The sequence below is a fragment of the Sphingopyxis sp. LK2115 genome (assembly GCF_014595975.1).
Taxonomy (GTDB): Bacteria; Pseudomonadota; Alphaproteobacteria; order Sphingomonadales; family Sphingomonadaceae; genus Sphingopyxis.
In genome coordinates, this window is the sequence record NZ_JABWGQ010000007.1 from 1 (window position 1) to 13,386 (window position 13,386).

13 protein-coding genes are annotated in these 13,386 nt (G+C 63.0%); 7 read left to right on the forward strand and 6 right to left on the reverse strand.

Going from position 1 to position 13,386, the window contains the following annotated elements:
- Positions 1–231 precede the first annotated feature (231 nt).
- A complete protein-coding gene (locus HUW43_RS01015; RefSeq protein ID WP_120222408.1) occupies positions 232–1,500 on the forward strand; it encodes a tyrosine-type recombinase/integrase in 1,269 nt (422 codons plus the stop codon).
- Positions 1,501–1,526: 26 nt separating this feature from the next.
- On the opposite strand, the gene HUW43_RS01020 is transcribed toward HUW43_RS01015, so the two are convergent.
- Positions 1,527–2,072, reverse strand: a complete 546-nt coding sequence (locus HUW43_RS01020) for a DUF5990 family protein (protein ID WP_223181172.1) — start codon at positions 2,070–2,072, stop codon at positions 1,527–1,529.
- Between HUW43_RS01020 and HUW43_RS01025 the strand changes: the two genes are divergently transcribed.
- The 6 genes from HUW43_RS01025 (at position 2,047) to hutC (ending at position 7,005) form a co-directional block, all read left to right on the forward strand.
- A complete protein-coding gene (locus HUW43_RS01025) occupies positions 2,047–2,376 on the forward strand; it encodes an ArsR/SmtB family transcription factor (RefSeq protein ID WP_011542685.1) in 330 nt (109 codons plus the stop codon). The genes HUW43_RS01020 and HUW43_RS01025 overlap by 26 nt on opposite strands.
- A 13-nt stretch (positions 2,377–2,389) precedes the next feature.
- On the forward strand, positions 2,390–2,818 hold the full coding sequence (gene arsC / locus HUW43_RS01030) for an arsenate reductase (glutaredoxin) (RefSeq protein WP_011542686.1): 429 nt from the start codon (positions 2,390–2,392) through the stop codon (positions 2,816–2,818).
- A gap of 9 nt (positions 2,819–2,827) precedes the next feature.
- Complete coding sequence (gene arsB / locus HUW43_RS01035; RefSeq protein ID WP_011542687.1) at positions 2,828–3,892, forward strand: ACR3 family arsenite efflux transporter; 1,065 nt, start codon at positions 2,828–2,830, stop codon at positions 3,890–3,892.
- Between the two features lie 5 nt (positions 3,893–3,897).
- On the forward strand, positions 3,898–4,653 hold the full coding sequence (gene arsH, locus HUW43_RS01040; protein ID WP_011542688.1) for an arsenical resistance protein ArsH: 756 nt from the start codon (positions 3,898–3,900) through the stop codon (positions 4,651–4,653).
- A gap of 162 nt (positions 4,654–4,815) precedes the next feature.
- Complete coding sequence (locus HUW43_RS01045; RefSeq protein ID WP_011542689.1) at positions 4,816–6,141, forward strand: alginate export family protein; 1,326 nt, start codon at positions 4,816–4,818, stop codon at positions 6,139–6,141.
- Between the two features lie 63 nt (positions 6,142–6,204).
- Complete coding sequence (hutC, locus tag HUW43_RS01050; protein WP_011542690.1) at positions 6,205–7,005, forward strand: histidine utilization repressor; 801 nt, start codon at positions 6,205–6,207, stop codon at positions 7,003–7,005.
- 6 nt (positions 7,006–7,011) lie between these two features.
- Here hutC and HUW43_RS01055 read toward each other — a convergent pair whose 3' ends face one another.
- The 5 genes from HUW43_RS01055 to metC all read right to left on the reverse strand — a co-directional run bounded on the left by HUW43_RS01055 (position 7,012) and on the right by metC (position 13,365).
- Entirely contained in the window at positions 7,012–7,746 is a 735-nt protein-coding gene (locus HUW43_RS01055; protein WP_011542691.1) for a PepSY domain-containing protein, read from the reverse strand.
- Positions 7,743–8,447 carry a PepSY domain-containing protein gene (locus HUW43_RS01060; RefSeq protein ID WP_011542692.1) on the reverse strand — a complete coding sequence of 235 codons (705 nt, stop codon included), beginning with the start codon at positions 8,445–8,447 and terminating at the stop codon, positions 7,743–7,745. Before HUW43_RS01060 ends, HUW43_RS01055 begins: the two co-directional genes overlap by 4 nt.
- Before the next feature lie 11 nt (positions 8,448–8,458).
- On the reverse strand, positions 8,459–11,164 hold the full coding sequence (locus HUW43_RS01065) for a TonB-dependent receptor domain-containing protein (RefSeq protein WP_188235724.1): 2,706 nt from the start codon (positions 11,162–11,164) through the stop codon (positions 8,459–8,461).
- Positions 11,165–11,449: 285 nt separating this feature from the next.
- Positions 11,450–12,202, reverse strand: a complete 753-nt coding sequence (locus HUW43_RS01070; RefSeq protein ID WP_039578994.1) for an amino acid ABC transporter ATP-binding protein — start codon at positions 12,200–12,202, stop codon at positions 11,450–11,452.
- On the reverse strand, positions 12,199–13,365 hold the full coding sequence (metC, locus tag HUW43_RS01075; protein WP_232003384.1) for a cystathionine beta-lyase: 1,167 nt from the start codon (positions 13,363–13,365) through the stop codon (positions 12,199–12,201). Before metC ends, HUW43_RS01070 begins: the two co-directional genes overlap by 4 nt.
- Positions 13,366–13,386: the final 21 nt, after the last annotated feature.

Consider the following 13,386-nt stretch of genomic DNA (forward strand, 5'->3'; position numbering starts at 1 on the left):
GAAAACTGGAGCGGGCGAAGGGATTCGAACCCTCGACCCCAACCTTGGCAACTTGACCTTCGGGCTTTCCTAGAGCTTCCTATGCTATCCTAAAACCCTATATTTCCTATATTTCTTGATTTTCTTTCTGCCCTCTCGTATCCTAATTTTGTCTCCAGTTTGACGGTTGCAGGAGACAATTTGGAGACAAAGCCGCTCGGTTTTGGTTTTGTCTCCAGCAGGAGAGACATGATGCCGACGGGCAAGCTGACCAAACGGGCGATCGACGCGCTTGCCGTGCCAGACAGCAAGCAGCTCATCTATTGGGATAGCGAAGTGAAGGGCTTCGGCCTGAGGGTGCTCCCTTCGGGGCTCAAGACTTTCGTCGTTCAATATCGCAATGCCGAGGGTATCAAACGCCGGATGAACCTCGGCCGGTTCGGCGTGCTGACGGTCGATACGGCCCGCGATCTTGCAAAGCTCAAGTTGGCCGAGGTCATCGTCGGCGAGGATCCCGCCGACAAGGTCAGGCAGGTCCGCAAGGGAATGACCGTAGCGGAGATGTGCGACTGGTATTTGGAGGAAGCTCGCGCCGGGAATATCCTAGGCCGCAAGAATCTTCCCATCAAAACGTCGTCGCTCGATATGGACGAGAGCCGGGTTCGAACCCACATCGTACCCCTGCTTGGCAATCGCATCGTGAAGCATCTCCGGATCGCCGACGTCGAGCAGATGCAATCCGACGTAAAGAACGGGAAGACGGCCAAACCCCGAACGGGAGGGCGAGGCGGCATGGCAACGGGCGGGCCCGGCGTGGCGGGCCGCTGCCTCGGCACGCTTCAGGCGATCATCGGTCACGCGAAGCACAAGGGTCTGCTCGAAGTGCACCCGACCCTCGGGGCCAAGAAGCTCGCGAGCAAAAAGAAGACGCGGCGCCTCAGCGTCGCTGAAATCGAGATGATGGGGAAGGCCATCGCTCATGCCGAGGCGAGCGGCGAGAATCCGGTCGCTCTCGGCGTCCTGCGCACCTTGCTGCTGACGGGCTATCGCCGGGAAGAAGGGCAAGCGATGCGCCGCAGCTGGCTTCATCCCGATGCCGGCTATGTTGCTTTTCCCGACACGAAGGGCGGCGCACAGATTCGAGCGATCGGTCCGGCCGCGGTGCGGGTTCTGCAAGACCAGGCAGAGATTGCGGGCAATCCGCACCTGTTTCCCTCGACCATCGGCGACGGTCCCTTCACGGCGGTTAGCGAGTGCCTCCGGCGCGTGTGCGTTTTGGCAGGTATAGAGGGTGTGACGCCCCATACGCTTCGCCACACCTTCGGAAGCGTCGCGGGAGATTTGGGATTCTCGGAACTCACGATCCGTGCAATGCTCGGACATGCTTCGCAGAATGTGACCCAGGATTATGTCCACATCGATGAAGCGCTGAAACTCGCTGTCCGGCGGACCTCGGACGAAATCGAGCGGCTGCTGGCGAGCGGCGCGGCCAAGCTCGGGACCATGCGACACGCCGCTTGACGGGACGGAACAGGATACGAGCTCTGCTAGGCGATGCGCCGCATCGTCGGACGCACCGTCGCGCACGCGGGCGTGCCATCCTTACCCGTGCCAATGATCGCAATCTCGATGGGCCGCATATCCTTCGCGGCCGCGTCGAGCAGCTCCTGATCGATATCATGTATGTCGATCTTCATCCGCCGCGACCAAGGCGAAGCCGCGTCACCCACCATTTGCCCGACACGAATATAGACGAACCGGCGCTCCGGCCCCTCGCGCCGCACCTGGTCGCCGAAGAATTTGGGACCCGGGCCGACGCGCACGGAGAAATCGAAGGCCAAGGCTTCACCCATGCGGGACGCTTTGGGATCGAGCGGCCCGTCGTCCTTGCCTTGCAAGCTGTGAAGCACGCCAGGCACCGGCTGTTCGATGACGATCCGAAAGGCGATCTCGCTCTGCTGTTCGCGACCCATGACGAGGCTATAGCCCGATCGCGCAAGCGGACCAACTAATCGGATATTCCCGATTGGAATTGACGGATGCGATTCCATCGGATAATTCCGATGCATGCAAACCGATTCCGCCTTGTCCATTCTCGCCGCGCTGGGACACCCGACACGCCTCGATGCCTTTCGCCTGCTCGTCAAACATGAGCCCGACGGCCTGTCGACGGGTCAACTTGTCGAAGCGTCGGGACTCACCCAGAGTACCTTCTCCACCCATCTCGCGGTGCTCGCCAAAGCCGGCCTCGTGATATCCGAGAAGCGCGGGCGTCAAATTATCCAGCGCGCGGATATCGACGCGCTTCGCGGCCTGATGCTCTTCCTGGCGAAGGACTGCTGCCAAGGCCGGGCGGAGCTGTGCGAGCCGCTGCTCGCAGAACTCGCCTGCTGCTGAAGGAACGCGCGCTATGACCGACATCGTCATCTACCATAACCCCGCCTGCGGGACCTCCCGCAACACCCTCGCGATGATTCGCAATGCCGGGATCGAACCGCATGTCGTCGAGTATCTGAAGACGCCGCCGTCGCGTGCGCTGCTCGAACAGTTGATCGTCCGCGCCGGCATCACGGCTCGCGAACTCCTGCGAGAGAAAGGCACGCCCTATGCGGAGCTGGGGCTCGGAGACATGGCCCTTGGCGACGAAGCGCTGATCGACGCGATGATGGCGCATCCCGCCCTGATCAACCGCCCGTTGGTGGTCTCGCCGCTCGGCGTGAAGCTCTGCCGTCCCTCCGAAACGGTACTCGACCTCATCCCTGCGGGGCAACGCGGCGCCTTCGCCAAGGAAGACGGCGAACAGGTAATCGACGCCGCTGGCAACCGCGTCGGCGCCTGAGCCAAGCCGATGACAGAACCCAAGCGGGAACGGCTGTCGTTCCTCGATCGCTATCTCACCCTCTGGATCTTCCTCGCGATGGCGCTCGGCGTGTTGCTCGGTTCGGTGTTCACCGGCCTGCCCGCCGCGATCGATGCCCTCTCGTGGGGCTCGACCAACATCCCGATCGCGATCGGCCTTATCCTGATGATGTATCCGCCGCTCGCGCGCGTCCGCTACGAGGAATTGCCGCGCGTGTTCGAGGACAAAAGGGTGCTCGCCATCTCGCTCATCCAGAACTGGATCATCGGTCCCGTGCTGATGTTCGCGCTCGCGGTGATCTTCCTGTCAGACAAGCCCGAATATATGACCGGGCTGATCCTGATCGGCCTCGCGCGCTGCATCGCGATGGTGATCGTCTGGAACCAGCTCGCGAAGGGCGACAATCAATATGTCGCGGCACTGGTGGCGTTCAACTCGATCTTCCAGATCCTGTTCTTCAGCATCTATGCCTGGTTCTTCCTGACGATATTGCCGCCGCTGTTCGGTCTCGAAGGCAGCGTTATCGACGTAAGCTTCTGGACCGTCGCCGAAGCCGTCCTCATTTATCTCGGCGTTCCCTTTGCGGCGGGCTATCTCACTCGCAAGTGGCTCGCAGACGCCAAGGGCAACGAATGGTATGAGACGCGCTTCCTCCCGCGCATCGCGCCGATCACGCTTGTCGCGCTGCTCTTCACGATCGTCGCAATGTTCAGCCTCAAGGGCGGTGAGATCGTCACCATTCCCGGCGACGTCGTGCGCATCGCCGTCCCGCTGACCATCTATTTCGTCGTGCAGTTCGTCATCAGCTTCTGGATGGGCAAGCTGATCGAGGCCGATTATCCGCGCACGACCGCGGTCGCCTTCACCGCCGCCGGAAATAATTTCGAGCTTGCGATCGCGGTTGCGATTGCCGCCTTCGGGCTCGCCTCGCCGGTCGCCTTCGCCGCCGTCATCGGCCCGCTCGTCGAAGTTCCCGTGCTCATCCTGCTGGTGAGCGTCGCCTTCTGGTTCGGACGCCGCTGGTTCCCGGCATCCACCCCCGCGAAAGACTGATTGTCATGGCTTCCCCCACCTTTTCGCGCCTGCGCGCGCTCGCCGATCCCACCCATCTTCCGGCGCTCAGCGCGGAATATATCCGCTCGCAGCCCGCGCTCGGCCTCGGCCCGCTCGACCCAGCGCCGCGCATCCTGCTGCTCTACGGCAGCTTGCGCGAACGCTCCTATTCGCGGCTCGTCGTCGAAGAGACCGCGCGCCTGCTCCAGCTCTTCGGCTGCGAGACGCGCATCTTCGATCCGTCGGACCTGCCGCTGCCCGATTTGATCGCCGACGACGACCACCCGGCCGTCGAGGAACTGCGCCAGCATTCGCTCTGGTCCGAGGGCCAGGTCTGGTGCAGCCCCGAACGGCATGGCCAGATCACCGGCATCATGAAGGCGCAGGTCGATCACCTGCCGCTCGCATACAAAGGGCTACGCCCGACACAGGGCCGCACCCTCGCGGTGATGCAGGTGTCGGCGGGGTCGCAATCGTTCAACAGCGTCAATACGCTCCGCATCCTCGGCCGCTGGATGCGGATGATCACCATCCCCAACCAGTCGAGCGTCGCCAAGGCTTATGCCGAGTTCGACGAGGCGGGCCGGATGCTCCCGTCGAGCTATTACGACCGGATCGTCGACGTTGCGGAGGAACTTGTGTGCTTCACCGTGCTGACGCGCGGCCATGCCACGCAGCTTGTCGACCGCTATTCGGAACGCAAGGACCGCGCCGAACCCGTCGTGACGCCGGCGCGATTGGCGGGGCTGCCGGGAGCCTGAGCCCGGGACCACGTCCAGCCCAGGTCGGCACCGAAGCGATCTTGCACCAGGGGCGCCTCCGATCTAGAGGCGGATTACCGGGGCCGCGCAACCTCCCGGTAAAGCGTCCCGGCGCTCAAGCGTTGCCTGTTCGTCCTCGATTTCGGGGATCAGGAGGTTTGCTTGAGGCTGTATCTTGCCGCGACTTTACTCGCCCTGCCCGCACCCGCTCTCGCCGAAGATGGCCTGACCATCACGGGCAGCATGCGCCTGCGCTATGAAATGATCCAAGGACAGGCGCGGACGGGATTCGACGAGAAGGACGACCTGCTCAATGTCCGCACGATCGTCGGCGGCGAATATCGCAGCGACGGATTTCGCTTGGGCGCCGAACTCTACGACAGCCGCGTCTATGGGAGCGAGGCGGGAACCCCGGTGACGACGGGCGAAGTCAACGCGTTCGAACTGGTCCAGGCCTATGTCGGCTATGAGGCGCGCGATGCCTTCGGTGCAGGCACGAAGCTCGATCTCCAGGCCGGCCGCTTCACGCTGAACCTGGGATCGCGGCGGCTGGTGGCCGCGGACGATTATCGCAATACGACCAGCGGCTATACGGGTCTCCGCGCCGACCTGGCGCTGCGCGGAGGTGTCGCGGCGACCTTTATCTATACGCTTCCGCAGGTGCGGCTGCCCGACGACCGCGCGTCGCTCGACGCCAACCGGGTCAAGTTCGACAAGGAGAGCTTTGACCTGCAACTCTGGGGCGGCCTCGCGACGAAGAAGCTCGGCGGGTCGCGCGGCTCGGTCGAGATTTCCTACTTCCATCTCGGCGAGCGCGACGCGCCGCAGCGGCCGACGCGCGACCGTTCGCTCGAAACGATCGGACTGCGCGCCTATCGCGATCCCGCGCCGGGCCGGTTCGATTATGAGAGCGAGACTTTCTACCAGTTCGGTACGATCAGCAGCAGCCTCGCTCCCTCGGCAGCCAAGTCCGATGTGTCGGCGTGGTTCACGCATCTCGAGGCGGGTTACAGCTTCCGCCACCCTTGGTCGCCGCGCCTATCGCTCGAATTCGACTATGCGAGCGGCGACGGCCGGGGAGGCGATTTCGGCCGCTTCGATACCTTGTTCGGCATGCGCCGCGCGGAACTCGCGCCAGCGGGCCTCTATAATGCGGTCGGACGGGCCAATCTTCTGTCCCCGGCGATCCGTATCGAAACAATACCGTCAAGGCGCCTCGATGCCTTTGCGGCCTACCGGCCGCTCTGGCTGGCCTCGCGGTTCGACAGTTTTTCGACGACCGGCGTTCGCGATCCATCCGGCGCCTCCGGCCGCTTCGCGGGACACCAGGTCGAAGCGCGCCTGCGCTACTGGCTCGTACCGAAGCGCCTCCGCCTCGAATGGAGCGGCCTGTTTCTCGGCAAGGGCCGGTTTCTCCGAAACGCGCCCAATGCACCGGCCGGGGGCAACACGCTGTATAATTCCTTCAATGCCACCATCAGCTTCTGAAACCGGCGCAGGTCGCAAACAGCATGCTTGGCTTCTGCGAGCAGCAACCTGTATAGACGGGTTATGGATGTTACCACTCGCACCCCCGGACGCGGATCAAAACTCTCGAATGGATCTGCGGCCGCCCGGCCCGGCAACTCCGATGACGAAAATGACAAGTCTCCGCCTCGCTATGCCGCCATCAAGCAGAGCATTTGCGATGCCGTTCGCGACGGACTTCTTAAGCCGGGCGACCGGGTTCCATCGGAAGCAGAGCTAGTCCAACAATTCGACGTGTCACGGATGACCGCCAATCGGGCGCTTCGCGAACTACAGGCGGCAGGCGTTCTTGTACGCCGCGCGGGTAGCGGATCGTTCATCGCCGAGCCCAAGCCGATCGGCCAGATGATCGAAATTCGCAATATCGCCGAAGAGATCCGCGAGCGCGGTCACATCTATCGGGCCCGCGTCGTGCAGAATGACGAGATACGCGCCAATGCGGACCTTGCGGCGCTACTGGAGGTTCCGGTCGGCACGAGGCTTTTCCACTCGATCATCGTTCATCACGAAGCCGAGTTCCCGATCCAGCTCGAGGAGCGTTTCGTGCTCGCGTCGGCGGCTCCCGATTATGGGAAGATCGACTTCACCCAGATGACGCCGAACGAATATCTGACGCGGACGGCGCCGCTCGAGCGCGTCGAACATCGGGTTCGCGCCGAGATGCCCGACGCGCACACCCACAGCATGCTGGGGCTCTCGGACGGCGAACCCGTGTTGCGGATGACGCGGCGGACGTGGAGCCATTCGCGCCTCGTCAGCCATGCCTGGCTGACGCATCCCGGATCGCGATTCGAGCTGTCGGCGGCCTTCTCGATCGACGATTGACGCCGCTCAGCTGGTGCGCGTGACGACCACCGGTTTGCGGCGCCGGCGCAGCCAGCGGAAATCGGCGCGGCTGAAGCTCTTGAACAGCAGATAGAAGCCGGTGCCCGAGAGCCAGAGCGCGCCAAAGGCGACGAAAATGATGAGCGGGTGGTTGAAGCTCTTCCGGTTGATGTAATCCATGTTGTGGAGCATCCAGAAGAAGTCCCACGTCCGCCAGGTGTCGCCGCGCATGACGAGGAAGCGCGCGGTGTCGAGCGAGACATAGGCGCTGCTGTTCTCGTCGTCCGCGAAATCGACGCGCCACATCGCCCCCTCATGATCGCGCGATTCGAGGTTCGGCTTGGCGATTACGCTCACCTCTCGGATCGGCGCCTCGTTCATCATGGAGGCGACTTCGCGCGCCATGGCCTCGTCGACCCGGATGTGCTCGCCGCTTGTCGCGTCGACGAGACGGACGCCTTTTGCGGAGCGCACTTCATAGACCGGCCGGGTTCCGAGATCGCGAAGGATCACGCCCGTGACAGGTTCGCCGCGCGGCAGGGCCGCCACGTCGAAATATTCCCCCGGTGGCAGTGGATGCGCATGCGACATCCCGCCGCCGTGCCCGCCGACCTTATCCTTGTCGAGCAGCGCCATCACCGATCCGCTGAGCGCCCAGAGCAGGAACTGGAGACCCAGGATCAGCCCGACCCATTTGTGGATGCGCCGGAAGAAGAGCGGCGTCAGTCGGATGCGTTTCATGCCTGCTTCCTCTTGCGGCGTTTGAAGGACCAGATCAGCAACCACGCCCCGCTGATCGCCATCGCGAAGACGCTCCAGGTCGCGACGCGGAGCAACGGGTTGTTGACGTCGGTCCGCTCATCATAGTCCATGATGTGGAGCATCCACGCGAAGTCGAACACGCGCCACAATGCGTGGCGGCGCGAGATAAGCTCACCGGTCGTCGGCGACAGATAGAGCGTCGGGCGGTTCCAGCCCTCGAACTCGACCTGCCAATAGGGCGGCTTGCGCGACTGCATTTCCTGTGGCGCTTCGGTCAACAGCCGCACCGACACGATCTTGCCGTCGCCGGTGTAGATGCGCCGCGCCTGCTCGCGGACCTGGGACTCGGTAAGCGCAGGCAGCGGCGCACCCGAGCGGGCATCGAACAGCCGCGCCCCTTCGGGAGTTTCAGCGCGCCAGACGGGGCGATCGAAGAACCGCTGCAAGCGAACCTCGGACGCACCGGGCGCGGCCGCAACGATCCGCGACGGCGGCGCGAGGCCCGCGAGGTCGAAGGGCTGAACCATCGGCGCGCGCACGAGATGGTCGCCATGGATGGTGTCGATATGCACGACCACCATGTAGAAGCCGGTCAGCGTCCAGAGCAGCGCCTGGACGCCGACCACCAAGGCCAGCCATTTATGCGTTCGCCGGACGAGCAGCGGCCAACGGATCGCCATATCGATTACCCTCAGAACGCGGTGCGGAAGCCGACGTAGAAACGCCGTCCGAGCAGGTCATAGGTCATCGTGTCGGTGTTCGCATCGGTGAAGCTCTGGATATAGGGCGCCTTGCGATCGAAAAGATTGTCGACACCGACCTGGAACCGGGTCTTCTCGTCGATTTCGAAAGCGACCTGGAGATTGTGGTAGAAGACATTCGGCGTGCTGTAGCCGATGTCGCCGGGGGCCGCATTGAAGTCGGTCGCCTTGCCGATCCACTGGGTCGACCAGGTCGCGCTGACCCCGTCCTTTTCAGCGGTCAGCACGCCATAGCCGCGCCATTTCGGATAGCCGCCATTGCCGCCGCCGATAAAGCCGTCGAAGTCGATCGGCGCGCCGCCGGGGAAAGGCAGGACCACATATTTGTTGAGATAGGTCACGTTGACGTCGAGCGAGACGTTCACGCTGCCGATGTCATTGTTGTAAACGAGACCCAGATCGAGGCCGTTCATTTCTTCGCGGCCCGTGTTGATCGGTTGCGCGGAGAGGAAGGTAACCTCGCCGGTCAACGGGCTGCGGGTAAAATCTTCGCAGAAGGGATGCGAAAGATTCTGGCTCGCATAACAAATGCTGAGCTTTGTCGAGCCCGGAATAGCACGGATCGCATCCTTGATCTTGATGTCGAACCAGTCGGCAGTGAGCGAGAGTCCCGGAACCAGTCCCTTCGGTGAAATCACCGTCCCGACGGTCCAGGTCGTCGAGCTTTCGGGTTTCAGATTCTCGTTGCCGCCGACCGTTGTCAGGATCGTTGTACCGAGCTGAACATAATTGGCCGGCACGCCCGACGCCTGACAATTGGCGATCAGTGTCGCATTGCCGCTGGTCGAATAGCGCGAGCAGGGGTCGGTGGTCGTCAGATTGCCCTCGGAGACGCCGCCGAACAATTCGGGGACGTTCGGAATGCGAAAGCCGGTGCCGTAGGTGCCGCGCAGGCGGAAGCTGTCATTGATGACCCAGTCGACGCTCCCCTTGTAGTTCCAGTCGCTGCCGAACAGGTCGTAGTTCGAGTAGCGAACCGCGCCGTCGAGGGTAAGCGACTGGAAGAAGGGTGTGTCGGCCAGAACGGGCACCGACAGTTCGAGATAGGCTTCCTTCGCCGTGCTCGTTCCGGAGATCGGATCCTGCTGGTTGGTGTTGGCAATACCGAGCACCGTCAGCGGATCGGGATCGCGCCAACCCTTTTCCTTGCGATAGACGACACCCGCCGCGAAGGAGACGGGGCCTGCGGGCAGCTTGAAGAGATCGCCGTTGATATCGGCGGTGACCGTCGCAAGCTCGTTGCCGCCGCGGTCGCGCGACGTGAACAGGATATAGTCGAGAACCTCCGGGGTCAGGTCGCCGAACCCGAGATAGTCGGCGCAGGGGATCGTGGCACCGGCAGCAAGACTGCACTTGGTCGTATCGAGGGAATTCGCCACTCGCTCGAGATTGGCGATGTTGGTCGAACCATCGACCGCGGTGTTGCGGCCGAAGGCGCCCGCGATTTCCCATCCCCAATCGTTCGAGAGCTTGCCGCGGAGGCCAAACGTACCCTGCCAGGTATCGGTTTCCTGGAAGAATTGGCGCGGGCCGGGCTCGGCGAGGCGGCGCTGGATGAGGACGATATTCTGCCCCGTCGGATTGGTGGGATTGCTCGCCGCGATCGAGAGGTTGCGCAGCGTTCCGGGCGTCGCGATCTGATTCGACTTGCGGAAGGTGTAAAGGAATTCGCCGAACGCCTCGATATTGTCAGTGATGTCATAGTCGGCGAAAAACGCCGTGCTCACGCGCTCGACCGGGCTCACCGCGTTGAGGAACGGGTTCGAGTTGAAGTTGTGCTTGGCAGCGCTGTACGGCTCGAAGAAGTTGCCGTTACCGCCCAGCACCTGATTGAAGTTGATCTGCTGGCCGTTCGGCAGCACCGCGCGGCCGCCGATCGTCGAGGCGCTGTTCACGCAGCTCAGCATGCCGGGCGTGGTTTCGGCAAGCGAGCAAGGCGCGCGCGTTGCCATATTGACCGCGCGGGTCTTCTGGTAAGTCACCGCCGCCATCACGCCGCCGCGGTCGTTGCGGATCCCCCAGATCAGGTCGGCGGTGAAATCCGAACCGTCGCCCTTTTCGGTGATTCCCTGGCGCAGGCTGACCCCGAGCCCTTCATAGTCAGTGCGCGTCACGAGGTTGACGACCCCCGCCATCGCGTCGGCGCCATAGATCGCCGAAGCGCCGTCCTTGAGCACATCGGTGCGCGCGAGCGCCACCACCGGGATCATGTTGAGGTCGGGCGACGAATTGGCGCCGGTGCCGCCCGCGACGAGGCGGCGGCCGTTGAGCAGAACAAGCGTGCGCTTGATGCCGAGACCGCGCAGGTTCACCTGCGCCGTGCCATATCCATTGTTCGCCCAATAGGCGGAGGTCTGGTTGCCTGCGAAGCCGGCGTTGGCGGGAAGGCGCTGCAGCACCGTCTCGATATTGACGACGCCGGTGTTCTCGATCTGCTCGGCCGACACGACGGTCGCGGGGCCGACGCCCGCGAGATCCTGGCGACGAATGCGCGAGCCGGTCACGACGATGTCCGATCCGTTCGGAGCATCCTCCGCGGCGGGTGACTGCGTCGCAGCATCGCTCTGCGCGAGCGCTGGCGTTGCAAAGGTCGCGACCGCTGCGGCGCTGGCGAGCAAAATTGTCCTGGTCATCATAGCGAAACCCCCTGATGGTTGGCTGATTCCCCTCAGAGAGCATCAAATGTATATACAGGTCAATAAGAATTTATTGAATCATATCAATTGGTTATGAAGTAAATTCCGGGCGCACGATACTTACTAGATACGCACCCCAAAGCTCTACCCCTCATCAATTTTGAAATTTTTTCCGGCCTGAGCCTTTTCGCGCAAGGAGCCGGCGGGCCCCTCCCTCGGCTTGCTTATGAAATGACATGATTAAGTGGGTCGGCACAGCTTGGGGGCGCGACCGACTTGAGCCGCTCAATGCGAAAGTATCTGTTCGAGAAAGGTCCGTGCGCGCTCGCTTTTCGGCGCGGCGAAAAAATCTGCCGGCCTTGCGTCTTCGATGATCTGGCCCTGATCCATGAAAAGCATGCGATCGGCCGCCTCGCGCGCGAATCCCATTTCGTGCGTCACGCACACCATCGTCCGTCCTTCGCCGGCAAGGGACGTCATCACATCGAGTACCTCCTTGATCATCTCGGGATCGAGCGCCGATGTCGGCTCGTCGAAGAGAAGAATCCGGGGCTCCATCGCCAGAGCGCGAGCTATTGCGGCCCGCTGTTGCTGCCCTCCCGAGAGCTGCCCCGGATATTTGCCCGCCTGGTCGCCAATCCTCACCTTGTCCAAATAGGATATGGCGCGCGCCTCCGCCTCCGGAAGAGACAAGCCGCCGAGCAGGACGGGCGCGAGGGTGCAATTCTCCAGCACCGTCTTGTGCGGGAACAGATTGAACTGTTGAAAGACCATGCCGACGGCGCGGAGCGCCGCAACGGCCTCCCGCGACGCGTCGGTTATCCTGGTTCCCTCGATCAGGACGGCACCGGAGTCGGGCACCTCGAGCCTGTTCATGCAGCGAATGAGCGTCGATTTGCCGGAGCCTGAAGGGCCGCAAATCACGATCCGCTCGCGCGGGGCGATTTCGAGGTCGATCGAGCGGAGGGCATGATAGGCGCCATAATATTTGTCGACCTGCCGCAAGCTGACGGCCGCGTGGCCCGAGGCGTCGGTCATGACGCCTGCCCCCGGCCGCGGAGCGCTCGTACCCGCGCGAAGGCTGCGGCGAGGTCGGCGATCAGATCCTGCGGCGCTTCGAGGCCGGCGTGAATGCGGATCAGCGCCCCATCTGCCTCGCCATTGGGAAAATCGCGGATCGGAGCGGGCCACGCCGGAACCGCGAGACTTTCGAAGCCGCCCCAGCTCGAACCGAGCTGGAATAGCGAGAATTCGTTGAAAAAGGCGCTGGTTTCGGGCGGGGTCAGGCCATCGAGCTGAACACCGAACAATCCGGAAGCACCGGTGAAATCCCGCTTCCAGATTGCATGGCCGGGGTCGGCGGGATGAGCCGGATAGCGGACCGCAACCACTTCGGGTTGCTGGGCGAACCATTCGATCAGCGTCGCTGCGGTGCGCTGGTGGCGTTCAAGGCGCGCATCGAGCGTCCTGATGCCCCGGTGGACCAGATAGCAATTGTCGGGACTCGCGCAGTTGCCCCAGCGCGCCGCCGCGTCCTTGAGCTGGCGGTAGACGGCATCGCTGGCCGCCGTCATCGTGCCGAGCAGACAGTCGGAGTGCCCCGAGAGATATTTGGTTGCCGAAGCAAGCGAGATGTCGACGCCATGGGCCAAGGGCTTGAAGAAGAGCGGCGTGGCCCAGGTGTTGTCGAGAGCGGTCAATATGCCCCGGCTGCGCGCAACCGCCGTGATCGCGGGGACGTCGATCATATCGAATGTCTGCGAGCCCGGGGTCTCCATATAGATGAGCCGGGTGTTGCTGCGGCACAGCCCGGCAATCTCCGCTCCGATATCGGGCCGGAAATATTCCACCTCGACCCCGAAACGCGCGAGAACGTCGGTCAGAAACTTGCGGGTCGGCCCATAGACGCAGTCCGCGACGAGCAGATGGTCGCCCCCGGCCACGAAAGCCGTGAGGGCTAGCGCGATTGCGCTGGTTCCGGACGAGGTGATGACGGTCGCGCAGCCGCCTTCAAGTTCGCTGACAGCCTCGGCGAGCGCAAAGGTCGTTCGCGTTCCGTACAGGCCATAGATGACCTCATCGTAGAGACCCTGGTGCCGGTCCATATAGGCCTCGACGCTGTCGTAGATAATGGTGGAGGCCCGGTCGACGGGCGGATTGATGAGGCCCCGCTGATCGCACGGACGGGGACCGCCGTGCACGGCACGCGTCGGATCCTGCCA